This is a genomic window from Pseudolabrys sp. FHR47 (genome assembly GCF_005153485.1).
GTDB lineage: Bacteria > Pseudomonadota > Alphaproteobacteria > Rhizobiales > Xanthobacteraceae > Pseudolabrys.
In genome coordinates, this window is the sequence record NZ_CP039740.1 from 4,162,589 (window position 1) to 4,185,947 (window position 23,359).

Here is a 23,359-nt window from a genome sequence, read left to right on the forward strand (position 1 = left end):
GGCCCTGGCCGCAGCGCTGACCGGGCCGGATCAACTCGGCCAGCTGTCCGCGGTGATGTCGGCGGCGTCGACCCCGACCATGGCAGCGAGCGAATCGCGGTTGCCACGCTTGAGAGCGGCGGCGATGTCGGCCTTCATGCGCGGCACCAGTCCGATGCCGTGATAGATCAGCCCGGTATAGAGCTGCACCAGGGTCGCCCCGGCCTTGATCTTGGCGATCGCGGTCGCGCCAGAATCGATGCCGCCGACGCCGATCAGCGGGAAGGCGTTCTCGGTGCGCACAAAGGTCTCGGCGAGGATGCGCGTCGACAGCTTGAACATCGGCTTGCCGGACAGGCCGCCGGTTTCCTTTGCCTTCTCGCGGTCGCGCAATGCCGACGGCCGCGAAATCGTGGTGTTCGACACGATCATGCCATCGACGCGATGCTTGCGCGCGATGCCGACGACATCGTCGAGCTCGGGCAACGTCAAATCGGGGGCGATCTTCACCAGGATGGGGGTTGGGCCCGAACGCGCCCGAACGCTGTCGCGGGCCTCCATGACGCGGGACAGCAGTTCGTCGAGCGCCTGGGCCTGCTGCAGATTGCGCAGGCCCGGCGTGTTCGGTGACGACACGTTGACGGTGAAATAGCTCGCCACCGCCGCGAAAGTCTCGATCAAACGGACATAGTCTTCCGTGCGGTCGACCGAATCCTTGTTGGCGCCGATATTGACGCCAACGACGCCCTCACGCGGGCGCGCGGCAAGCCTGGCCAGCGCCGCCGCCGCGCCGCCATTGTTGAAGCCCAGCCGGTTGATGACGCCGCCGTCCGCCTCGAGGCGGAACACGCGCGGCCGCGGGTTGCCGAGCTGTGGCCGGGGGGTCAGCGAGCCGACCTCGACAAAGCCGAAGCCGAGCCGGAGCAGCGCATCGGGCGCCACGGCGTTCTTGTCGAAGCCGGCGGCGAGCCCGATCGGATTGGGGAAGTTCAGGCCGAAGGCGCGGACCTTCAATTCCGGCGGATCGGGCTCGGGGCGGCCCCGCGGCACGAATCGCAGCGCCTTCAGCGCCAGATTATGGGCGTCTTCGGGGTCGAACGCCCGCAGGAAAGGGCGGGACAGGCGATCAAAAAAGCCGATCACCGGCAAACTCCACATAAACAGCGCGGCGGCGACGGCCCCGCCGTGATTCCAAATGCCGCAGAGACATAGGCCTGGCCGCCGGCAAAAGCGATCTTTTTGAAAATTCCTGTCGGATTTTGGGTATTCAGCCACAGAAAGACTTGCAGTCCAGCCCCGATTCAAGGCTATAATTCCTACGTAATGACCGATAACCCATGCCTCCGAGTCCCGAGCGGGCCGGGGCCCAAATGATGGTGCCTTTCATGCTGACCCATGCGCAAATCTGGAATGCCATCGACCGCCTGGCGGCCCGCTCCAAGCTCACCGCCTCGGGCCTCGCCAAGAGGGCCGGGCTCGACCCGACCACCTTCAACAAGTCGAAGCGCATCACGCCGGAAGGACGGCCGCGCTGGCCCTCGACCGAATCGGTCGCCAAGGCGCTGGCGGCGACCAGCACCAAGGTCGATACCTTCGTCACCCTGATTACCGACGGCGGCAAGCCGACCATCTCCAGCGTGCCGCTGATCGGTTTCGCCGAGGCCGGCGCCGCCGGTTATTTCGACGATGCCGGTTTTCCGGTCGGCAAAGGCTGGGAGGAAGTGACCTTTCCCGCGATCACCGACGAGCACGCTTATGCGCTGGAAGTGTCCGGCGATTCGATGAAGCCGGCTTATCGCGAGGGCGACATCCTCATCGTCTCGCCGGGGGCGCCGGTGCGCAAAGGCGACCGCGTCGTGGTCAAGACCAAGAAGGGCGAGGTCATGGCCAAGGAGCTCAAGAAGAAGCAAGCCAAGTCGATCGAGCTCAAGTCGCTGAACTCCGAGCACCGCGACCGCACGTTGCAGATGGCGGATGTCGAGTGGATCGCGCGCATCCTTTGGGCGAGCCAGTAAGCCGACGGCGCATCTTCAGCATGGTAACGCTGTAGGCTGCGCCATGCAGCGATTACCGCATGCCCAAGACATCTCGTTAAATTGACACAACGCCCCGCGCGCGGGGCGCTGATTATAAACTGGATACGGAGTAGCCTTAACCAATTGCCGATTCCCGGCAGTTAAGGTTCGGAATCGCCGGCACTGCCGGAGCCATAACCGGTCTACTCTCATCCAGGGGCAATACATGAATCGTCGACATGCATTGAAGGCGCTCGCCGCGATGGCGCTGTGTCCGATCTGCTCACCCGCGGGCTTCGCGGCGGAAGGCGCACACTGGAGCTACGAAGGCGAACACGGCCCCGCCCACTGGGGCGATGTCGATGCAGCCAGCAAGGTCTGCTCGGTCGGCGCCCAGCAGTCGCCGATCGATATTCAGAGCAGCATCAAGTCGCAACTGCCGCCGCTGCAGATCGGCTGGACCAAGAAGCCGGACATGATCGTCAACAACGGCCACACCATCCAGGTCAACGCCGACCCCGGCAACATGCTCACCGTCGGCGCCAGCAAATACGAGCTGCTGCAATTCCATTTCCATCATCCGAGCGAACACCTGATCGCCGGCAAGACCTATCCGATGGAAGTACACTTCGTGCACAAGGACGCGGCCGGCAATCTGGCGGTGATCGGCGTCATGATGACGGCGGGTCAGGCCAATCCGGCGTTCAAGGCCATTACGACGGCGATGCCCGGCGCAGCCGGCAAGCCGGTGAAGATGACGGCCGTGGATATGGGCCAGCTCCTTCCGGCCCGGCGCGGCTATTTCCGCTATGCCGGCTCGCTGACGACGCCGCCTTGCGCTGAAGTTGTGAACTGGCTGGTGCTGCGCGAGCCGATCCAGGTCGCCCGCGCCGACATCGACGCCTTCGCCAAGCTGTTCCCGATGAACGCCCGCCCGGCGCAGAAGGACAACCGGCGCTTCGTGCTGAGTTCGTAAGGGGGCGCAACTCGCAACCAAGCTGTCATGCCCCGCGAAAGCGGGGCATCCAGTATCCATATCGGCCTCAGTGATTACTGGATCGCCCGCTTTCGCGGGCGATGACGTCTTCGTTCATTGCGGGCGCTACGCACTCCTCGCCAGCGCGCCGTCGATCATGTCGACCGTATTCTTGATGCCGTAGACGGCGACGAAGGAGCCAAAGCGCGGGCCCTTCTCCTGGCCGAGCAGCACCTGATAGAGCATGTTGAACCAGTCGAGCGACACGCCGGGCCGGCCATCCTTTGCCTTCTTGGCGTGATCGAGGAACGGCTCGCGGCGGCCGATCTCATAGACGACGTTCTGGATATCCTCGGCCGTCGAGTCCGGATTGAGATTGGCGAGCGCGTCACGCAGATCCTGCAACGCCTTGCGCTCGATCTCGCTCGGCTCGCGGAATTTCTTTTCCGGCAGCACGAAGTCGCGGAAGTAATGGATGGCATAGCCGACCATCGCATCGAGCTTGGGATGCGTCTGCGGCGTCACGCCGGGACGATAGCGGCCGATGAAGCCCCACAGGGTCTCGGCATTCTCCGCGTTCGATGACGACACCAGTGTGAGCAGCATCGTGAACGTCACCGGCATGTCCGCGACCGGCGGCTTGCCGGAATGGATGTGCCACACCGGATTGCCGAGCTTCTGCTTCCAGTCCTGCTGGCGCGGATAGCCCTCGAGGAACTGCTGATAATCGTCGACCTGTCGCGGGATCACATCGAAATAGAGGCGCTTGGCCGACTTCGGCTCGCGATACATGAACAGCGACAACGATTCCGGCGAGGCATAGCGCAGCCATTCCTCGATGGTCAGGCCGTTGCCCTTCGACTTGGAAATCTTCTGTCCCTTCTCGTCGAGGAACAGTTCGTAATTGAAGCCTTCCGGCGGCTTGCCGTCGAGCGCCTTGCAGATCTCGCTCGACAGCTTGACCGAGTCGATCAGGTCCTTGCCGGCCATTTCGTAATCGACGCCGAGCGCGACCCAGCGCATCGCCCAGTCCGGTTTCCATTGCAGCTTGCAGGCGCCGCCAGTCACGGGAACCGTGACCGGCTCCTTCGTATCCGGATGTTCGTAGGTGATCGTGCCGGCCTTGGCGTCATGCGCCGTGACCGGCACCTGCAGGACAATACCCGTGACCGGATCGATCGGCAGGAACGGCGAATAAGTCGAAGCACGCTCCTCGCGGAGCGACGGCAACATGATCGCCATCACCTTGTCAAAGCGCTGCAGCATCTTCAGAAGCGCGGCGTCGAACCGGCCCGACTTGTAGCAATCGGTCGACGACATGAACTCGTAGTCGAAGCCGAAGTGATCGAGGAAGCTGCGCAGCCGCGCGTTGTTGTGCTCGCCGAACGAGGGATGCGTTCCGAACGGGTCGCGCACCTTGGTCAGCGGCTTGCCGAGGTCGAGCGCCAGCGCGTCCTTGTTGGGCACGTTGTCCGGCACCTTGCGCAGCCCGTCCATATCGTCGGAGAAGGCGATCAGCCGCGTCTTGATCTTGTCTTCGGTCAGGGTGCGGAAGGCGTGGCGCACCATGGTGGTGCGCGCCACCTCGCCAAAGGTGCCGATATGCGGCAGGCCCGATGGGCCGTAGCCGGTTTCGAAAATGACCTCGTCTTTCGGTTTGGCTTTCAACCGCGCCACGATCTTTTTCGCCTCCTCGAACGGCCAGGCGTTCGACTGCTCGGCGAACTTCTTGAGCTCTTCGGGCGTGATTTGCGGCGCAATTTCGGCAGTGGTCATCGACATTCCGGCCTCCGGCGGGCAGACATAGGCAACAGGCGCGAAGGCGTCAATTGAAGGCCAGAAAGCAGCGATCTTGAGCCCACCCAAAGCCCCGAAGAACAAGAGCGCCGCCGTGATCGGCGGCGGCCCGGCCGGCTTGATGGCGGCGGAGACCCTGGCGCGCGCCGGCGTCGCCGTCACGGTCTACGACCGGATGCCCTCGCTCGGCCGCAAGCTGCTGATGGCGGGTCGCGGCGGGCTCAACCTGACCCACAGCGAGCCCCTCGCCGACTTCCTCAAGCGCTATGGCGAGGCCGACGAGCAGCTGCTGGCCGCCGTCACGGCCTTTCCGCCGGCGGCACTGCGCGCCTGGGCTGATGAACTTGGGGCCGACACCTTCGTCGGCTCCAGCGGCCGCGTCTTCCCAAAGGCGCTGAAGACCTCGCCGCTGCTGCGAACCTGGCTGCTGCGCCTGCGCAATCTCGGCGTCACCGTGAAGCTGCGGCATTGCTGGGAGGGCTGGGACGAGGACGGCCAACTTCTTTTCAAGGCTGGCGACGAGAAGGTTTCCGTGAAGCCCGATGTCGTCGTGCTGGCCATGGGCGGCGCCAGTTGGCCCAAGCTCGGCTCGGACGGACGCTGGGTGGATATCCTGCGCGGCGAGAAGGTCGCGGTGGCGCCGCTGCAGCCGGCGAATTGCGGTTTCACCGCCGCATGGTCCGACGTGCTGCGTGGCTTCGCCGGCCAGCCGCTCAAACGCATCGCCATCACGTTCGGTGAACGCAGCGCGCGCGGCGAAGCGATGGTGACGCAGTCGGGCATCGAGGGCGGCGCGATCTATGCGCTATCGTCGCCGATCCGCGACGCCATCACCAAGGACGGCGCAGCAACCATCACCATCGACCTGTTGCCGGACGTCACGGCCGCCAAACTCACCGAGCGCCTGTCGGCGCCGCGCGGCAAGCAGTCGCTGACGAACTTCCTGCGCAAGAACACGCATCTGGCCGCCGTCGCGCTGTCGCTGCTGCACGAGGCGGCCCTGGCCAAAGGCAAGCCACTGTCGGCGCTGTCGCCAGCGACTATCGCCGCGCTGATCAAGGCCGTGCCGGTAACGCTGACCGGCGTGCAGCCGATCGAAACGGCGATCTCCAGCGCCGGCGGCATCCGCTTCAGCGAACTCGACGATCACTTCATGCTCAGGAACAGCCGCGGCGTCTTCGTCGCCGGCGAAATGCTCGACTGGGACGCACCGACCGGCGGCTATCTCTTGCAGGCTAGTTTCGCCACCGGCGTTGCGGCCGCGCAAGGCGCGCTGGCCTGGCTCAAAAGTTCTCGCAAATGAAAGAAGGGCCGTCCCGATCGGGACGGCCCTTCCATTGTCGAACCGCAATCCGCGGGACCGCTAGCCGACGCGGAACCCCACCGAGGCGAGATTCCAGGTCGCGGATGCCGACGTCTGCGGCGATAGACAATGAGACACTGGATCACCTCCTTTCTGATGTTGACGATCTCACCAAGTTAAGGCGTTCGCACAGATTTGGAAGTGGCTTCACCCGTCAAAACGGACTGATCGGAAAATATCGGAGCCACAGGTCGGTGAACCGCCCCTGCTCCCACAGGCGGAACAGCGCCCAGTTGATGGCCTGGCGCACGAGGTCGTTGCCCCGGCGGACCGCGATGCCGACGCCCTCGCCGAAGAAACGGCTCTCCATATAGGGCCCGCCGACGAAGGCGCAGCAGCCGGCCGAATCCGTGCCATTGAGCCAGAACGACAGCGAGATGCCATCGCCGAACAACAGATCGACCTCGCCCTTTTTCAGCGCCTCGCGCGCCGCCGCTACGTCAGGGAAGGGTCGCAGCTCGGCCTCGGTGAACAGCATCTTCAGATAGGCTTCGTGCGCGGTGCCGGCGACGACGCCAACTTTCTTGCCTTCGAGCGCGGCCGGGCGCACGTCGACAATGCCGGCATTCCGCCGCGCCACGAAACGCGCCGGCGTGCGGTAATAGGGATCGGAGAAGTCGACGCGCTTGCGCATCGCCGGCGTCGCCGCGAAGGAGGCGATCACCGCATCGCCCTGATTGGCATTGAGGCTGTCGATCAAGGTGTCGTAACGGCGCATCTGCACCGTGCAGACGACCTTGATCTCCTCGCAGATCATCCGCGCCAGATCGACATTGAAGCCGACCGGCGCCCCGTCCGGCCCGGCGTAATTGAACGGCGGATAATCGGTCTCGGTGAGAAAGCGAATCACGGTGAGGCGCGAGAGGTCGGGCCGTTCGGGCCGGCGGCGCGGATCCCAGAAGCCCGGCACGTCGGTTGGCGTGCGCACAGGGTTGGTATCCGGAGCGTCAACGGGCGGCTGGTCGCGCTGCTCGCCGGGCCGCGGCACATGGGCCTGCGGCCAGGCCGCGGTCGCGGTCAGCATCAACGCCAGCGCAGCAAACGCCGCGCGCCCCGTCAGCTTCTGGAAGAAACCCATCGACCGGTCCGGTCCTCGATCAGATTCGGCCGGACCATAAAGCGTTTTCAGGCGAAGTGGAAACCGGTTCGCCTTCGTGGCCCACGAGCCACTACCTGAGTCCCCTTACGCCGTGAGGTACTTCTCGATTTCGTGGACGGGCATCTTCACCAGATCCTTGTCGATCTCGGCGCGCACCGCGGCCTTGAGGCCGTGCCCGTAAGCCTGGCGCAGAAACCCGAGCGCGCGCGGCGGCGCCACCACGATCAGAGACTTCACGTCCTGCCCGTTGATCGCCTGATCGAGCTTGGCGGCGAGATCGGCGAGAAAGGTCTCTTCTTCCTGCGTATGCCAATCGGTCTGACCGACCGAGGAGCGGCCCGGTCCGACAGCGGAATGCGAACGCCCCGGCTTGTCCGCGCCCAGTTCGTGGGTCGCCGCCGCCTTGTGCTCGAAGACCTCGCGCGTTTTCAGGTTGGGGAATTTGGTATCGCCGACATTCTCGAGAATGAGCGCCTTGGCGCCGTCGCAGACCACGATCCACTCGCCCTGATTGATGGTTAGCGCCATGAAAACCTCCCTGAATTGCAGGGCATTAGAGCGCGGTCGCCGCCGCAACGATTTGCGGCAGATCAACGCCCGACCCGGTATTTTTGTTGCATCGCTAGTTGGTGCCGTCGAGCAACCGGCGCGCGATGACCTGCGCCTGGATCTCGGCCGCGCCCTCGAAAATGTTGAGGATGCGGGCGTCGCAGAGAATGCGCGACACCGGGAACTCCAGCGCGAAGCCGTTACCGCCATGCACCTGCACGGCATTGTCAGCATTGGCCCATGCGACGCGCGCGCCATAGAGCTTGGCCATGCCGGCCTCGAGATCGCAGCGACGGCCGGAGTCCTTCTCGCGCGCGGCATGATAGGTGAGCTGGCGCGCAATCATGATCTCGGTGGCCATCATCACGATCTTGTCCGAGACGCGCGGGAAATCGGCGATCGGCCGCGAGAATTGGATGCGCTGCTGCGCATAGTTCATGGCCGTCTCCATCGCCGCCTGAGCGACGCCGATGGCGCGCGCCGCGGTCTGGATGCGCGCGGATTCGAAGGTCTGCATCAGTTGCTTGAAGCCGAGACCTTCGACGCCGCCGAGCAGGTTCTCCGCCTTCACCTCGAAACCGTCGAAAGCGATCTCGTATTCCTTCATGCCGCGATAGCCGAGCACCTCGATCTCGGTGCCCGTCATGCCTTTCGCCGGGAAGGGGTTCTTGTCGTCGCCGCGCGGCTTTTCAGCGAGCAGCATCGACAGGCCGCGATGGCCCGGCTCCTTCGGATTAGTGCGCACGAGAAGCGTCATCAGATCGGCGCGCACCGGATGCGTGATCCAGGTCTTGTTGCCGTAGACCTTGTAGACATCGCCTTCGCGCACAGCCCGCGTTTTCAGCGACGCCAAATCCGAACCGGTGTTCGGTTCGGTGAACACGGCGGTCGGCAGGACTTCGCCCGAGGCGATCTTCGGCAGCCACTTGGCCTTCTGCTCCGGCGTGCCGCCGCCGAGAATGAGTTCGGCGGCGATTTCCGAGCGCGTGCCGAGCGAGCCGACGCCGATATAACCGCGCGACAATTCCTCGGAGACAACGCACATCGACTCCTTGCCGAGACCCATGCCGCCGAATTCTTCCGGAATGGTCAGGCCGAACACGCCGAGCTCGGACATCTGCGCGATAATCTCGAGCGGAATGTAACTGTTGGTGCGGTGCCAGCCTTGGGCGTGCTCGATGACTTCGGCGTCGGCGAAGCGGCGCATTTCTTCGCGGATCGATTCCAAAGTCTCGTCGAGTCCGGCGAAGCCCACGGTGGCGCCGTGATGCGCGCGCATCAGCTCCATCAGCCGCGCGCGGCGCTCGGTGGTGTTACCGTTCGCGATCAGCGTTTCGACGGCAGGCGTCATGCGGGCCGCGACCTGCGTCATCGACAGGCCCATGTCGGCGGGGCGCACGATTTCGCCCTGGCTCATCGGGATGCCGCCAAGGGTCTGCGCCAGCAATTCGCCGAGCCCGATCCAGGTCAGATGTTCTTCCATCTCGCCGAAGGTGCCGGCCGCGGTCATGCGCTCTGCATAGGCCGTGAGCTGCTTGACCGCCTCGGCATAGGTCGCGAGCCAGGCCAGCCCGTGGGTGGCGCGCTGCTCGCGGTCGAACAGTTTGGCCACCGCGTGGCCTTCCACCACGACCTTGCCGCGGACCCGAACCGTGGCGTCCGACAGCAGCGCCTCCATGGCGATGACCGCCGCGCGGCCGAGTTCAACGAGGTCCTGGTCGGCAGCGGTACGGGAAGCGGCAATCGGCATGAGGGTCCTCGGAAAACGGATTTACAAACAGCCCGATGGGCATCGCCTCAGACTATGCGTGCAGCGCACAAAAGCAAAGAGGAGCGCCGCCGGCCGGGCGAAAAATACCTAAATATTAACCAATTCAGGCTCTTGTCGAGCGTCATAGGTGCGTGCGGCATTCCCTCACCTTCGACGAGTCCGGACCGGTCATGCGCTTCAGAACACAGCTCCTGTCGTCGCTGTCGCTGAACCGGCTATTGACCCGGTTTTCGGTCCGCACCCGCATCATAGCGCTGGCTTTGGCGCCGCTGGTCGGCTTTGCCGCCAATGCCATCACCTATAGCGCCGGCGAGCGGGAGGTCGACGATGCCTTCGTGACCGTCGACCATGCACACCGCCTCGCCGACGCCAGCCGCGACCTGCGCAACGCCATCGCGCTGATGCGCATCGCGGTGAAGGACTTCGCCCGCCAGCGCGATACGCAGTTGGACGCCTTTCCGCAGTCGCTCGACCTCGCCAACCGCAGTCTCGACACCATCGCGATGCTTGTCGGCGCCGACGGCGCGGCGCAGATGCTCACGCTACGTGACGAACTGGTCGGCATCGGCCAAAACTACACCGATCTCTACAACACCCAGCGCGTCCTAGGCCTCACCGAGAGTGACGGCTTGCGTGCCGCGCTGAATAATGCGGGCGTGCGCATCGAAGCGGCCATCAACGACAGCCTGAGCTGGCTCGCCGGATCCGAGGCTCGGCGCATCGTCGTCCTGCTGCTCAACATGCGTCACCACGAGGCCGAATACCGGCTCAATCCCAGCGAACTGACGCGCCTGCAATTCACCGCCGCCTATCGCGAGTTCGTCAAAATCTTCGAGGGGGTGGAAGGCGCCCCGGAGATGAAAAACAAGCTCGCCAGCGAAATGAAGGACTATCACGATATCTTCCTGGATTGGGTCGTGCTCACCGATCGCACGAATCCGCTGCGGGCCATCATCGACATCGACAGCCAGAATTTATTGCCGCGGGCGGCGGCGATCATCGAAACGGCCAACCGGGCCGCGACGATGGCCAGCGAGAGGCTCGCCGCATCGCAGGCGCGGACCCGCAGCGGGCTCATCGCGGCCGGCCTCGTCATGGCAATTCTCGGCCTCGCCTTCAGTTGGTACATCGGGCGCAGCATCAGCGGGCCGCTGCAGAATCTGGCGGGCGCCATGAAGCGGCTGGCGGCCGGCGAAACGTCGGCGCGGATTCCGGATACCGGCGCGCGCGACGAAATCGGCGATATGGCACGCACCGTGCTGGTGTTCCGCGATTCCATGATCGAGCGACAGAAGCTCACCGCCATCCAGGGCGAACAAAGCCGCGCCCGTGAGGCGCGCAGCGACAGCATCGCTGCGGCGATCCGCCGTTTCGAAGCCTCGGCCGGCGATGCCCTTGGCAAGTTGCGCGCCGCCGCGCATGACCTCGAGCAGAGTTCGGCGGCGCTCAACAGAACCGCCGACACGGTTTCCGCCGAAACGCAGGGCGCCGAACGCAGCGCCACAGCCGCCTCGGGCAACGTCGCCAACGCGGCCGACTCGATCGAGGAACTGGCCACTTCCATCGACGCGATCACCGCCCAGGCCAACCAGTCGAACGACGTCGCGGCGCGCGCCGTCAAAGAAGCGCAGCGCACCGTCAAGACCATGGCCGATCTCGGTCAGGCCGCGAGCCGCATCGGCGAAGTCGTCGGACTTATCCAGGCTATCGCCGGCCAGACCAACCTGCTGGCGCTGAACGCCACCATCGAAGCGGCACGCGCCGGCGAGGCCGGGCGCGGCTTCGCCGTGGTCGCCGCCGAGGTCAAATCGCTGGCGGCGCAGACCGCCAAGGCGACGGAGGAGATCGCCGATCAGGTCGGCGGCATCCAGACCGCGGCCGCCGGTACCGCGCTCGCCATCGAGCAGGTCAACACCATCATCCGCGACATGGCCGCGATCGCCACCGCGGTCGCCGCCACCGTCGAGCAGCAGAACGCCGCAGTCGCCGTTATTGCCGAAGGAGTCAGCCGCGCCTCCGACGACGCCCGCACCGGAGCCGAAGCCATGGGCCGCGTGGCTGGCGTGGCGGTCGACGCGCGCTTGACCGCCGCCGAGGTCAAGGAACTTGCCGACGCCGTCGCCGTTGAAGCGGGCAGCATCGACGATGAAATCCGCCGCTTCCTGAACGACGTCCAGGCGGCCTGATCCCCTCTCCCCGAGAGCGGCTGGGCCGGCCGAAGCGCCACTTGCCAATAACCTGCCGATCGCCAACTCTGCGAAGCTGACGCAGCTCAGGATTTCAGCGCTTTGCGCATTCTCAGAATTTCATTTCGCGTCGTCCTTGATGCCGGCCGGCAATTCCTCGCCGACGATGGCTGGGCCATTGCCAGCCACATAGCGCTGTCGCTGTTGATGGCGATGTTTCCCTTCCTCATCGTCTGCACCGCGCTGGCCGCGGTGTTCTTCGGCTCCGAGAGCCTCGCGGACGAAGCGGCGCGTATTCTGCTGGAGGCATGGCCCGAGCAGGTCGCCGGGCCGATCGCCGCGGATATTCGCGGCGTGTTGACTGGCAGCCGCGGCAACGTGCTCACTTTCGGCGTACTGTTCGCACTCTACTTTGCCTCGAGCGGCGTCGAGAGCCTGCGGGTCGCGCTCAACCGCGCCTATGGCATGGCGGAGCGCCGGCCGTGGTGGGTGCTGCGCATCGAGTCCGTCGGCTATGTGATTGTGGGCGCGATCGCGCTTCTGTCGTTTTCGTTTCTCGTCGTGCTGGCGCCGCTGATCTGGTCCACGATCGTGCGCTACGTGCCAACCCTCGAGCCGCTGAGCGACCTCGTCACGTTGTCGCGCTTTGCCACCGCGGCCTTCGTGCTGGTGGTCTCGCTGCTGATCGTGCATCGATGGCTGCCGGCCGGAAAGCGCAGCTTCATGGAAATCGCGCCGGGCATTGTCGCGACGATGCTGCTTTGGCTGATCGGCGGCGCGGCCTTTGGCCGCTATCTCGCCGACTACGCCTTCGCTTACGTCAACATGTATGCGGGCCTCGCCTCGGCGATGATCGCGCTGGTGTTTCTCTACGTCTGCGCGTCGATCTTCATCTTCGGCGGCGAGCTCAATTCGGTCGTGCAGAAAATAAGGCTCGGACGCATCGCTGCATCCGAGCCCGGTCCGGTTGAAGATAAACCAACGCTGCCCTAGCGGTAGGACTACATCTGCCCTGCCACCTCCAGCACGTCCTCGAAAGTCTTCAGCCCCGTGGTCGGCGCATTCACCAGACACGCCATGTTGCCCGGCGGATGCTGGTTCTTCCACATCATGGTGTGCGCCTTCGGGATTTCCATCCACGGGAAGGTCTTGGACAAGCAGGGATCGATGCGGCGCTCGAGCACGAAGCGATTGGCCTGGCTGGCCTGCTTCAAATGCGCGAAGTGCGAGCCCTGAATGCGCTTCTGCCGCATCCAGACATAGCGCGCGTCGAAGGTGATGTTGAAGCCGGTGGTGCCGGCGCAGAACACCACCATGCCGCCGCGCTTCACCACCATCGACGACACCGGAAACGTCGCCTCGCCCGGATGCTCGAACACGATGTCGACGTCGCGCTTGCCGGTGATGTCCCAGATCGCCTTGCCGAAACGGCGCGCTTCCTTGCTCCAGTCGTTATATTCAGCCGAGTTCACCTGCGGCAACTGGCCCCAGCAGTTGAACTCCTTGCGATTGATTGCGCCCTTGGCGCCGAGATTGAAGACGTACTCCATCTTCGATTCATCGGACACCACCGCGATGGCGTTGGCGCCGGAGGCGGCGACCAATTGGATGCCGAACACACCGAGGCCACCGGAAGCACCCCAGACCAGCACGTTGTCGCCGGGCTTGAGCGTGTGCGGCGGGTGGCCGAACAGCATGCGATAGGCCGTGGCGAGCGTCAGCGTGTAGCAGGCCGACTCCTCCCACGACAGATGCGCAGGCTTGGTCATCAGCTGGCGCGACTGCACGCGGCAGAACTGCGCGAACGAGCCGTCCGGCGTCTCATAACCCCAGATGCGCTGCGACGGCGACAGCAGCGGATCGCCGCCGTTACAGTCCTCGTCGTCGCCGTCGTCCTGGTTACAATGGACGATGACTTCGTCGCCGACCTTCCAGCGCTTCACCTTGGAGCCGACCGCCCAGACGATGCCCGAGGCATCGGAGCCCGCGATGTGGAACGGCTGCTTGTGCACGTTGAACGGCGTAATCGGCTGGCCGAGGCCTGCCCAGATGCCGTTGTAATTGACGCCGGCGGCCATCACCAAAACGAGCACGTCCTCCTCGCCGATCGGCCAGGTCGGCACGGCCTCGAGCTGGAACGACTGCTCGGGCGGCCCGTGGCGCTCCTGCCGGATCACCCAGGCGTGCATCTTCTCGGGGACATGACCGAGGGGCGGGATTTCGCCAATGTCATAGAGGCCCTTGAGCGGCCCCTCCCGCTCCACCTTCGCAAGCGCCGGCATCGGCTGATCTCCTTGGATATAGGTTTGTTCTATTTTTCGGCGGAGAGTGTGAACCAACTTATGTTGCAATGCAATATTGTCGTTCGCGTTTAAGGCTTCGGCAAACCGACGCGGTTAGGATCGCCGCCACACAACGCGGCGAGATGCATGACGGTTTCCGATAGCAACGAGGTAGCCAGCGAAGTCCTGGCGCGGCTGCCTCACGCGGTGCTGACGCGGCCCGTGGAACTTTTCAGCATGGCCCTGCTCGTCGTCTCGCTGTCCTATCTTTTAGCCAGCTATTTCAATCATCTGTGGCTGATCGGGACAGATGGCAAAGGCATCCCCGACGACTTCGTCAATGTCTGGGCGGCCGGCCGGCTGGTTCTCCAAGGCCATGCGCCATCGGTCTATGACTGGCCGACGCATAAGGCCATGGAGGAAGTGGCGCTCGGCCGGCCCTTCGAAGGCTATTTCGGCTGGCACTATCCGCCGAACTTCCTGTTCCTGGCCGCGGCACTCGCACTGTTGCCTTATCTCGGGGCGTACCTGCTGTGGCTCGCGGTCACCTTCCCGCTCTATCTCACCGCGATCCGCGCCATCATCGGCGAGCGCAGCGGCTATCTGATCGGCGCCGCCTTTCCCGGCGTGCTGTTCAACACCATCGTCGGCCAAAACGGTTTCCTGAGCGCCGGATTGCTGGGCGCCGGTCTCGTTCTGATCGCCGAGCGGCCGACCCTCGCCGGCCTTGCCTTTGGCCTTCTCACCTACAAGCCGCAACTCGGCATTCTCATTCCGATCGCGCTGATCGCCGGCGGCTACTGGCGCACGATCGCCGCGGCGGCGACGTTGACGATCGCGTGGTCGGCGGTCTCGCTGGCCGCCTTCGGCTGGCCGACATGGCAAGGCTTCATTGGCAATATCAGCCACACATCGGAGGCATTTCTCTCCAAGGGCTGGGCCAATTTCGGCAAGCTGCAAACGGCCTTCGGCATGATCCGTTCGATGGACGGCAGCGAAACGCTCGCCTGGTCGGTGCAAGGCGCCATCATCGCGGTCGCGGCCATCGCCATCGCCGCGCTCTGGCGCAGCCGCGCATCTCATGATGTCAAAGCCGCAGGCCTCGGCGTCGCGGCTTTGCTCGCGACGCCTTATCTCTATGCCTACGACCTGGCCGTGCTGGCCGTGCCGCTGGCCTTTCTGTTTCGCCGCGCCCGGCAAACCGGATTCCTCCGATACGAACTGGCGACGATCGGTGCCGCCTGCCTGCTGCTGCTGATCTTCCCGTTCGTTGTCCTGCCACTTGGGTTCATTGCGATCCTCATGATCGCGGGTCTCGTCGCGCGCCGCGCCCTGGACGAGGTCGCCATCGGCGCCCACAGAATTCATATTGCGTTGCAATAAAAAACACGGCACCTTGGCTCATTCTCATGAGTGCCGGACATGACCACCGAGAAGCAAAAGCGCGATAAGCCCTGGATTTTCCGCACCTATGCGGGCCATTCCACGGCCGCGGATTCCAACGCGCTGTACCGCAAGAACCTCGCCAAGGGACAGACTGGCCTGTCGGTCGCCTTCGATCTGCCGACACAGACCGGCTACGACAGCGACCATGTCCTCTCGCGCGGCGAAGTCGGCAAGGTCGGCGTTCCGATCAGCCATCTCGGCGACATGCGGGCTTTGTTCGACCAGATCCCGCTCGGCTCCATGAACACGTCGATGACCATCAACGCCACCGCGGCGTGGCTGATGGCGCTCTACATCGCGGTCGCGGATGAGACGGGTGCGCCGCGCACGGCGCTGACCGGCACGATCCAGAACGACATCATCAAGGAATATCTGTCGCGCGGCACTTATGTATTTCCGCCGAAGCCATCGCTGCGGCTTATCAAGGATGTCGCCATCTTCACCACATCGGAACTGCCGAAGTGGAATCCGATGAACATCTGCTCCTATCATTTGCAGGAAGCCGGCGCGACGCCGGTGCAGGAGCTTGCCTACGCGCTCGCCACCGCCGTCGCCGTACTCGACACGGTGAAAGCGTCCGGCGAAGTCGATCAGGCCAAGTTCGGCGAAGTGGTTGGCCGCATCTCGTTCTTCGTCAATGCCGGGCTGCGCTTCATCACCGAAGTCTGCAAGATGCGCGCCTTCACCGAATTGTGGGATGAGATCACGCGCGAGCGCTACGGCATCACCGACCCGAAGCAGCGCCTGTTCCGCTACGGCGTGCAGGTCAACTCTCTTGGGCTGACTGAACCGCAGCCGGAAAACAACGTCGCCCGCATTCTCATCGAGATGCTGGCCGTGACTTTGTCGAAGAACGCCCGCGCCCGCGCCGTGCAGTTGCCGGCGTGGAACGAAGCGCTCGGATTGCCGCGGCCGTGGGACCAGCAGTGGTCGCTGCGCATGCAGCAGATCCTCGCTTACGAGACGGATCTTCTCGAATATGGCGACATCTTCGACGGCTCCGCCGAGATCACCCGCAAGGTCGAAGAGCTCAAGACCGAGGCCCGCGAAGAACTCAAGCGCATCGAGGACATGGGCGGCGCGGTGGCGGCGGTCGAGACCGGCTACATGAAGCAGCGTCTGGTCGAATCGAACACCGCGCGCCTGGAGGCTATCGAACGCGGCGAGCAGGTCGTCGTCGGCGTCAATAAGTATCTTGAAACGGAACTGTCGCCGCTCACCGGCGGCATCGACTCGATCATGACCGTGTCGGAGGAAGCCGAGCACAATCAGATCGAGCGGCTGAATGCCTGGCGCGCGCAACGCGACAACAAGGCCGTCGCCGATGCGCTCGCGGCTCTCAAGCGTGCCGCCACCGAAGGCAGCAACATCATGCCGCCGTCGATCCAGTGCGCCAAGGCCGGCGTCACCACCGGCGAATGGGGCTGGACCTTGCGCGAAGCCTTCGGCGAATACCGCGCACCGACCGGCGTCGGCAACGCCATGCGCAACGACGTCGAAGGCCTCGACGACATCCGCGCCGATGTCGACCGCGTGTCGAAGAAACTCGGCCGGCGCATGACGTTCCTCGTCGGCAAGCCCGGCCTCGACGGGCATTCAAACGGCGCCGAACAGATCGCCGTGCGCGCCCGCGATGCCGGCATGCAGGTTGTCTATGAAGGCATCCGCCTGACGCCGGAAGAAATCGTCGATGCGGCGAAGAAGGAAAAAGCGCACGTCATCGGCCTCTCCATCCTCTCGGGCAGCCATCTGCCGCTGGTCAAGGACGTAGTCGGCCGCATGAAGGCGGCAGGGCTCGATGTGCCGGTGGTCGCCGGCGGCATCATTCCGCCGGAAGACGCCGCCGAACTCGAGAAGGCCGGCGTCGCCGCGGTCTATACCCCGAAGGATTTCGAGCTCAACCGCATCATGGGCGACCTGGTGCGGATCGTGGAAAAGAAGAACAGCCTGACGAACGCGTGAGGCGGGCCCCGAGCTAGGCCGCTTTCCGGCTGACCGCCATGCGGACCTTAAGGCCGGCTTTGTCCGCAATATTCATCAGCGCATCAAGGCTGAACTTGTCGATGCGTCCGCGCAGCAGATCGTTCATGCGCGGCTGAGTGAGGCCCAGACGCTTTGCCGCGGCAGCTTGCGTACCCTCCCAGGATTCGACCGCTTTAGCGATGGCCATCATGACATGCGCGCGCAACTTCATGTTGGCGGCCTCCGCACGATCCGGCTCTATGGCGTCCCAGACACTGGCAAACCTTCGGGCTTTCATTCGGCTGTCCCTCGCTTCAATTCGCTCAAGCGGGTTTTCGCAACCGCCAGATCTCGTAGCAGCGTCCGCTGCGATTTCTTCTGAAAGGCGTGCAGCACATAGACAGCATCCTTCCAATTGGCGACGTAGATGACCCTATACGCTCCTGATGCGTCGCGGACGCGGATTTCCCGGACGCCGGCCCCAACCGACGCCATTGGCTTCCAGTCATCTGGCTCAAGGCCGTTTTGAACGCGATCCAACTGAAAACCGCAGCTGCGTCGCGCTCGCTGGGGGAACTCCCGCACTCGCTCCAGCGAGTCGCCGAGAAAAACGATCGGCTTGATGCTTGCACCGGTTTATATCAATATGGATATATGAATTCAAGAACCTTTCGTACCGGCGGTCAGGCTCAGCGCCTCGGCCAGCTTCGACGGACTCACCGGCTTGGTGAGATAGAAATTCATGCCGGCATCGCGCGCGGCCCGTTCGTCGTCCGGACTATCGCGACCAGAAATGCCGATCACCGGCACTTGCCCCGCCTTGCCGGGCAACGCGCGAATGCGACGCGTCGCTTCCAGTCCGTCGATATCGGGCAGCGCCACATCCATCAGCACGGCGTCATAGCCGCCGCGCGCGGCCGCCTTCACTGCAGCCTCGCCGCTGTCGACGAAGTCGGCGCGGTGGCCGAGCGCCTTGAGAACGGTGTTCATCACCACGCGACCGTAGGGATTGTCTTCGGCGCACAGAACCATCAGCGATGGGCGCGCTTCGTCTCGCGCCGCCATTTCGCCGGACGCCGCAGCTTCTGCCACCGCGACCAGCGCTGTAAGCGTGAAGGTGGAGCCTTTGCCGCGTTTGCTGGTGACGGTGAGGTCGCCGCCCATGGCACGCGCGATGCGGCGCACGAAGACAAGGCCGAGGCCGGCGCCGCCATAGCGCCGCGCCACGTCTTCATTCGCTTGCACGAACGGCTTGAACAGCCGCTTCACCTCGGCGGGAGACAGACCGATGCCCGTATCGGTGAAGGTGAAGGTCAGGCGCAGGCGGCCGCGCGGCGCTTTCGTCGCCCCGGCGGCGAACTTGATCGAGCCCTCGCCCGTGAACTTCACCGCATTGTCGGCCAGGTTTTCCAGCGCCGTGCGCAGGCGCAGCACATCGCCCAAGACTAGAACCGGCAAATCGCCGATGACCGTCTCAGTGGCGACCGACTTACTTCCCGCACGAGCGGCCAACGCCTCGCCAACGGACCCGGCAAGGAGGCGCGGCGAAAACGGATCGTCGCGGATCACGAGCCCCTTGGCATCGGCACGCACCGCATCGACGAGCAAGGTCGCGATCTGCGCCAGATGGTCGGCGCCGCTCTTGATCGCATCGGCCCAGCCGCGCTCGCGCGCCCCAAGATCGGACGCCGACAACAGTTCGGCCAGCGCCACGATGCCGGTCAGCGGCGTGCGGATGTCATGGGCGATGCCGGCCAGCGCAGCCTCTACAGCGCGGACGACCGGCATCCGGCCCGGCCGCTTCGGCCGCCGAGCCCCGGTCTTCCTGGCCTTACTGACGGCCTTTTTGCGCTTCGCCATGCTCCTCGCCCCTCAGGGGCGACATTGCCATGGCCGCCCCGCTCAATCGAGCCCGGCCATCCGGCGGATATCGGACGGGGTTAACCCCTGCCCCCGCAATTCGCGCAGGCCCGTCGCCGCGGTCGATTTGGACAGTTTGCGGCCGTCGGCGTCGAGGATGAGCCGGTGATGGTGGTAACGCGGCGCCGGCAAACCCAGAAGCGTCTGCAGCAGGCGATGCACGCTGGTCGAATGAAACAGATCCCGCCCCCGCACGATGTCGGTGACGCCCTGCTGCGCATCGTCGATGACCACCGACAGATGATAGCTGTTCGGCGTGTCCTTGCGCGCGAGGATAACATCGCCCCACGCCGCCGGGTCGGCGGCAACCATCTTGCCCGCTTCGTCCCATTGCAACGGACCGCTTCGCACCAGCGCGGCGGTCATATCGAGGCGGCGCGCATAGGGCGCGCCCGCCTCGATCAAGCGCCGGCGCTCGGGCTCGGGCAGAGACTTGCTGAATTCCGGATAGCGAATGCCGCCATCGGGATCGCGCGGCCACGCTTGGCCCGATATGGCTTCGCGTTCGGCCACAAGGCGCGCAATCTCGGTGCGGCTTTCGAACGCCGGATAGATCAAGCCCATGGCGTCGAGTCTGTCGATAGCCGCCCGGTAATCGTCCAAGTGCTCCGATTGCCGCCGCACGGGCTGTTCCCACGTCACGCCGAGCCAGGCCAGATCCTCGTAAATCGCCGCCTCGTATTCCGGCCGGCAGCGGGTCTCGTCGATGTCCTCGATGCGCAGCAGCATGCGCCCGCCGGAAGCGCGCGCCGCTTCGGCATTCAGCAGCGCGGAGAGCGCGTGGCCGAGATGCAGATAGCCGTTCGGGCTCGGGGCAAAACGGAAAACGGGTGGCATGGTCATTGTGGACTCGTCATACCCTGCGAAAGCAGGGTATCCAGCCCTATATCACTTCAGCGAAGGGCTGGATCGTCCGCCTTCGCGGACGATGACGAGAGATAATGACCCATTTCCTCCACACCCAGGGCGATCTCGAAGCCGGTCTCCTTGAACTGATCCGCATCGATCCACGCCTTGCGCCGGTGGCAGAGACCGCCGGCGCCTTCAACCTGCGCCGCCGCGAGGGTGGTTATCCCGGCCTGTGCGCCATTGTCTGCGGCCAGCAGCTTTCGACCGCCAGCGCTGCGGCCATCCGCGATCGTTTGTTCAAGGCCTTCGATCCGTTTCATCACGACGCCGTCGTCACCGCGCGCAGCGACAAACTCAAGCGGCTCGGGCTGTCGAACGCCAAGATCAAGGCCATCAAGGAAATCGGCAAGGCCGTATCGACCGGCGCGATCGACCTCAATGCCGTCGGCGAAATGGATGCCGATGCCGCGCATCAACTGCTGACCGCCCTGCACGGCGTCGGGCCGTGGACGGCCGATATTTATCTCTTGTTCTGCCTCGGTCACGCCGACGCCTTCCCGGCCGGCGATCTCGCCGTGCAGGAGGCCGCCCGCATCGCGCTGAACCTGCGCAAGCGGCCCGATCCCAAGGCGCTCACCAAAATCGCGGAAAGCTGGCGGCCGTGGCGCGGCGTGGCGGCGCATCTGATGTGGGCCTATTATCACGTCGTCAAACGCCGCGAGGGCATCAGCCTGGAGGCCAAGGCAGACAAGGCGGAGAAAACGGCCAAGGCCAAGAAGCACGGGCCGCAAATCAAGAAAGCCAAAAAGCCGAGAACTTCGGCTAAGAAGGCCGCGAAGAAAACGGCGAAAGGAAAACAGCGTGCCCCTCGACGGACCAAATCTTGATGGGCCTCGTCTTGAGCCCAAATCCGGCAAGGCGAAGCAGCTCGTCGTCTTTCTCCACGGTTACGGCGCCGACGGCAACGACCTCATCGACATCGGCCTGGCCTGGCAGAACCTCTTGCCGGACGCCGCCTTCGTCTCGCCGCACGCGCCGCGGCCCTGCGGCCAGGCCCCGGTCGGCCGCGAATGGTTTCCGCTGACCTTCCGCGATCCGAACGAGCGCTGGACCGGCGTCAATGCCGCGGCGCCGGGACTGAACGAATTCCTCGACGCGGAACTGATTCGCCACGGTCTGCCGGCTGACGCACTGGCGCTGGTCGGCTTCAGCCAGGGCACGATGATGTCGCTGCATGTCGGGTTGCGCCGCGCCGTCGCGCCCAAGGCCATTGTCGGCTATTCGGGCATGCTGGTGCTGCCGGAGGAAGGCGATCTCGACGCTTTCTCCGCGGAGATCGTGAGCCGGCCTCCCGTACTGCTGATTCACGGCGATCAGGATCAGCTCATTCCCGTGCAGGCGCTCATGCACGCCGCGCAGAGCCTGGCCGCGCTGGAAGTGCCGGCGCAATGGCATGTGTCGTCCGGTATCGGTCATGGAATCGATCAGGAAGGCCTGCGCCATGGCGGCGAATTCCTCGCCCGGCAGTTTGCCGCCCGCCAGTAGCCGCCAGTATTAGTAGGCCCTCGTGCGGGCCTCTTGCATCGGCTTCACAATCCCGTCACGCTGCCCTATTAGTAGAGGCTAAGCCGCGTGGCGGCGGCTGTCCTTGGAGGTCGAGGAGCAGCGCTTGAACGTGCACGTTTCGCCAGCCGGGTTTCCGGCCCTTGTGCTCAACGCCGATTTCAGACCGTTGAGCTACTACCCCCTGTCCTTGTGGTCCTGGCAGGACACGATCAAGGCGGTGTTTCTCGAACGGGTCAGTATCGTCGCCAATTACGATCAGGCGGTACGAAGTCCCAGCTTCGAGATGAGATTGCCCAGCGTCGTATCGCTCAAGACCTACGTAAAGCCTTCGACCCACCCCGCCTTTACCCGCTTCAACGTTTTTCTCCGCGACCGGTTTTCCTGCCAATATTGCGGCAGCCGCGACGACCTGACTTTCGATCATGTCATTCCCCGCTCGCGTGGCGGCATCACCTCCTGGGACAACGTCATCACCGCCTGCTCGCCCTGCAACCTGCGCAAGGGCTCGCTGACCATGAACGAAGCGCACATGTTCCCGGCGCAGATGCCGTACCAACCGACGGTGCACCATCTGCACCGCAACGGCCGCCAGTTCCCGCCGAACTATCTGCACGACAGCTGGCTCGACTATCTCTACTGGGATACGGAACTGGAGCCGTAGATTTCCCGGCGTCTGTGCACAACACGCCGCCCCTTGCGGCGGAACCCCCGGCTACCTATCTGTGTTACTGCTGCGATGTTGAGCATGTGAAAGCCTGCTCCATCGCGCCGCGGCAAGACCGCGGATGACGGCCACGAATAGCGGGCGACGCCGGATGTACGCGCGCCTCTCCTTCGTGGTCGTTGCTTTTTGTGCTGAAGGTTTTCGCGACAGCGTTGAGCGGTTCGCGCCCGGTCGTCCGATCGGGCTCGCGTCGTGCTCCGCTGCTCGCGAGGCGTGGGTTGCGGCCTTTGAACCTTAATTGGCTCGGGTCGCGCCCACGCCGCCTTATTCGGGCTCAGGCCGCGCAAGCGCGGCTTTGGCGCCAAAGGCGGCGACGGCGGCAAGAAACGCCGAGATCAGCACGTCGTAACCAGCCATCGAAATTCCGAACAGCCGCCACGCCGCCTCGTCGCAACGCGCAATGCGTATGGTCTGGAGCCGGTTCAGCATGTTACCGGCCGACCCGAAATTGTTGACAGGCCCCGAGCAGTCGGACGGTCCGGGCCAGAACTTCCATTCGACCCCGGCGTGGAAGGCGGCAAGTCCGGTGTTCCAGAGCATCGCCACAGCGATGACCAGAAAGCCGAGAAACAAGACCTTGCGCGACGCGCCATGACCGGCGCCGAGGCACAACAAGGCGGCCAGCGGCACAGCCACGTAGAAGGCCTTGCGCTGATCGAGACACAGCGCACAGGGCTCATAACCGAGCACATGTTCGAAGAACAGGAAGCCGATAATGGTGGCGAGGCCGACCAGCGCGACAAGCGCCGCGGCGGTGGCGATCGGATCTTTGCGCATCATCGACAGGGTATCGGTCATCCGGCGTATCCAGAGTGGGTTGGCGCGTATCCGGACGGCGAACCGGCTTCCGTTCTGGCACAACAGGCAATCACGCC

At 64.4% G+C, this 23,359-nt stretch carries 21 protein-coding genes; 10 read left to right on the plus strand and 11 right to left on the minus strand.

Translation table 11 applies throughout. The features are described from left to right. Positions 1-30: 30 nt before the first annotated feature. The gene (locus tag E8Q40_RS20240) at positions 31-1,122 is read right to left on the minus strand and encodes a quinone-dependent dihydroorotate dehydrogenase (RefSeq protein WP_137046225.1); all 1,092 of its coding nucleotides are present in this window, start codon (positions 1,120-1,122) and stop codon (positions 31-33) included. 242 nt (positions 1,123-1,364) lie between these two features. On the opposite strand from E8Q40_RS20240, the gene E8Q40_RS20245 reads away from it, so the two are divergent. Together E8Q40_RS20245 and E8Q40_RS20250 are read left to right on the plus strand one after the other, a co-directional pair. Further along, positions 1,365-1,994, plus strand: a complete 630-nt coding sequence (locus E8Q40_RS20245; RefSeq protein WP_137046853.1) for a helix-turn-helix transcriptional regulator — start codon at positions 1,365-1,367, stop codon at positions 1,992-1,994. A 226-nt stretch (positions 1,995-2,220) separates the two neighbouring features. Then, positions 2,221-2,970, plus strand: coding sequence for a carbonic anhydrase (locus E8Q40_RS20250; RefSeq protein WP_137046226.1), 750 nt, complete (start codon positions 2,221-2,223; stop codon positions 2,968-2,970). Positions 2,971-3,096: 126 nt separating this feature from the next. Here the strand turns inward: E8Q40_RS20250 and E8Q40_RS20255 are convergent, their stop codons facing one another. After that, positions 3,097-4,746, minus strand: a complete 1,650-nt coding sequence (locus E8Q40_RS20255; protein WP_137046854.1) for a lysine--tRNA ligase — start codon at positions 4,744-4,746, stop codon at positions 3,097-3,099. 142 nt (positions 4,747-4,888) lie between these two features. Between E8Q40_RS20255 and E8Q40_RS20260 the strand changes: the two genes are divergently transcribed. Then, complete coding sequence (locus E8Q40_RS20260; protein ID WP_137046855.1) at positions 4,889-6,070, plus strand: TIGR03862 family flavoprotein; 1,182 nt, start codon at positions 4,889-4,891, stop codon at positions 6,068-6,070. A 214-nt stretch (positions 6,071-6,284) separates the two neighbouring features. Here E8Q40_RS20260 and E8Q40_RS20265 read toward each other — a convergent pair whose 3' ends face one another. The 3 genes from E8Q40_RS20265 to E8Q40_RS20275 form a co-directional block, all read right to left on the minus strand. Further along, entirely contained in the window at positions 6,285-7,208 is a 924-nt protein-coding gene (locus E8Q40_RS20265) for a transporter substrate-binding domain-containing protein (protein WP_246662938.1), read from the minus strand. 105 nt (positions 7,209-7,313) lie between these two features. Next, the gene (locus E8Q40_RS20270) at positions 7,314-7,757 is read right to left on the minus strand and encodes a host attachment protein (RefSeq protein ID WP_137046227.1); all 444 of its coding nucleotides are present in this window, start codon (positions 7,755-7,757) and stop codon (positions 7,314-7,316) included. 94 nt (positions 7,758-7,851) lie between these two features. Beyond that, the gene (locus E8Q40_RS20275; protein ID WP_137046228.1) at positions 7,852-9,528 is read right to left on the minus strand and encodes an acyl-CoA dehydrogenase family protein; all 1,677 of its coding nucleotides are present in this window, start codon (positions 9,526-9,528) and stop codon (positions 7,852-7,854) included. A gap of 191 nt (positions 9,529-9,719) precedes the next feature. Here E8Q40_RS20275 and E8Q40_RS20280 point away from each other — a divergent pair, with 191 nt between their 5' ends. Together E8Q40_RS20280 and E8Q40_RS20285 are read left to right on the plus strand one after the other, a co-directional pair. Next, positions 9,720-11,735 carry a methyl-accepting chemotaxis protein gene (locus E8Q40_RS20280; RefSeq protein WP_137046229.1) on the plus strand — a complete coding sequence of 672 codons (2,016 nt, stop codon included), beginning with the start codon at positions 9,720-9,722 and terminating at the stop codon, positions 11,733-11,735. Between the two features lie 102 nt (positions 11,736-11,837). Beyond that, positions 11,838-12,728: a YihY/virulence factor BrkB family protein gene (locus E8Q40_RS20285; RefSeq protein WP_137046230.1), complete on the plus strand. Its 891-nt coding sequence runs from the start codon at positions 11,838-11,840 to the stop codon at positions 12,726-12,728. 8 nt (positions 12,729-12,736) lie between these two features. Here E8Q40_RS20285 and ccrA read toward each other — a convergent pair whose 3' ends face one another. Beyond that, entirely contained in the window at positions 12,737-14,017 is a 1,281-nt protein-coding gene (gene ccrA / locus E8Q40_RS20290; RefSeq protein WP_137046231.1) for a crotonyl-CoA carboxylase/reductase, read from the minus strand. A 147-nt stretch (positions 14,018-14,164) separates the two neighbouring features. Between ccrA and E8Q40_RS20295 the strand changes: the two genes are divergently transcribed. Both E8Q40_RS20295 and E8Q40_RS20300 read left to right on the plus strand, forming a co-directional pair. Then, positions 14,165-15,400, plus strand: coding sequence for a glycosyltransferase family 87 protein (locus E8Q40_RS20295; protein ID WP_137046232.1), 1,236 nt, complete (start codon positions 14,165-14,167; stop codon positions 15,398-15,400). A 39-nt stretch (positions 15,401-15,439) separates the two neighbouring features. Beyond that, a complete protein-coding gene (locus E8Q40_RS20300) occupies positions 15,440-17,425 on the plus strand; it encodes a protein meaA (protein ID WP_137046233.1) in 1,986 nt (661 codons plus the stop codon). Between the two features lie 13 nt (positions 17,426-17,438). Here the strand turns inward: E8Q40_RS20300 and E8Q40_RS20305 are convergent, their stop codons facing one another. Genes E8Q40_RS20305 through gluQRS form a run of 4 tightly spaced genes read right to left on the minus strand, consistent with a single transcriptional unit; the run spans position 17,439 to position 20,182 of the window. Then, positions 17,439-17,723, minus strand: coding sequence for a helix-turn-helix domain-containing protein (locus E8Q40_RS20305; RefSeq protein ID WP_137046234.1), 285 nt, complete (start codon positions 17,721-17,723; stop codon positions 17,439-17,441). Beyond that, on the minus strand, positions 17,720-18,049 hold the full coding sequence (locus tag E8Q40_RS20310; protein WP_137046857.1) for a type II toxin-antitoxin system RelE/ParE family toxin: 330 nt from the start codon (positions 18,047-18,049) through the stop codon (positions 17,720-17,722). Before E8Q40_RS20310 ends, E8Q40_RS20305 begins: the two co-directional genes overlap by 4 nt. 36 nt (positions 18,050-18,085) lie before the next feature. Then, entirely contained in the window at positions 18,086-19,285 is a 1,200-nt protein-coding gene (locus E8Q40_RS20315; RefSeq protein WP_137046235.1) for an ATP-binding protein, read from the minus strand. A 42-nt stretch (positions 19,286-19,327) separates the two neighbouring features. Then, positions 19,328-20,182, minus strand: coding sequence for a tRNA glutamyl-Q(34) synthetase GluQRS (gluQRS, locus tag E8Q40_RS20320; RefSeq protein ID WP_137046858.1), 855 nt, complete (start codon positions 20,180-20,182; stop codon positions 19,328-19,330). Positions 20,183-20,286: 104 nt separating this feature from the next. On the opposite strand from gluQRS, the gene E8Q40_RS20325 reads away from it, so the two are divergent. The 3 genes from E8Q40_RS20325 (at position 20,287) to E8Q40_RS20335 (ending at position 22,421) form a co-directional block, all read left to right on the plus strand. Further along, positions 20,287-21,081 (plus strand): DNA-3-methyladenine glycosylase, encoded by a 795-nt coding sequence (locus E8Q40_RS20325; RefSeq protein ID WP_137046236.1) that lies wholly within the window; start codon positions 20,287-20,289, stop codon positions 21,079-21,081. Then, positions 21,056-21,739, plus strand: a complete 684-nt coding sequence (locus E8Q40_RS20330) for an alpha/beta hydrolase (protein WP_137046237.1) — start codon at positions 21,056-21,058, stop codon at positions 21,737-21,739. Before E8Q40_RS20325 ends, E8Q40_RS20330 begins: the two co-directional genes overlap by 26 nt. A gap of 124 nt (positions 21,740-21,863) precedes the next feature. Continuing rightward, on the plus strand, positions 21,864-22,421 hold the full coding sequence (locus tag E8Q40_RS20335) for an HNH endonuclease (RefSeq protein WP_115517701.1): 558 nt from the start codon (positions 21,864-21,866) through the stop codon (positions 22,419-22,421). Positions 22,422-22,748: 327 nt separating this feature from the next. Here E8Q40_RS20335 and E8Q40_RS20340 read toward each other — a convergent pair whose 3' ends face one another. Continuing rightward, complete coding sequence (locus E8Q40_RS20340; protein ID WP_137046238.1) at positions 22,749-23,282, minus strand: disulfide bond formation protein B; 534 nt, start codon at positions 23,280-23,282, stop codon at positions 22,749-22,751. Between the last annotated feature and the right edge of the window lie 77 nt (positions 23,283-23,359).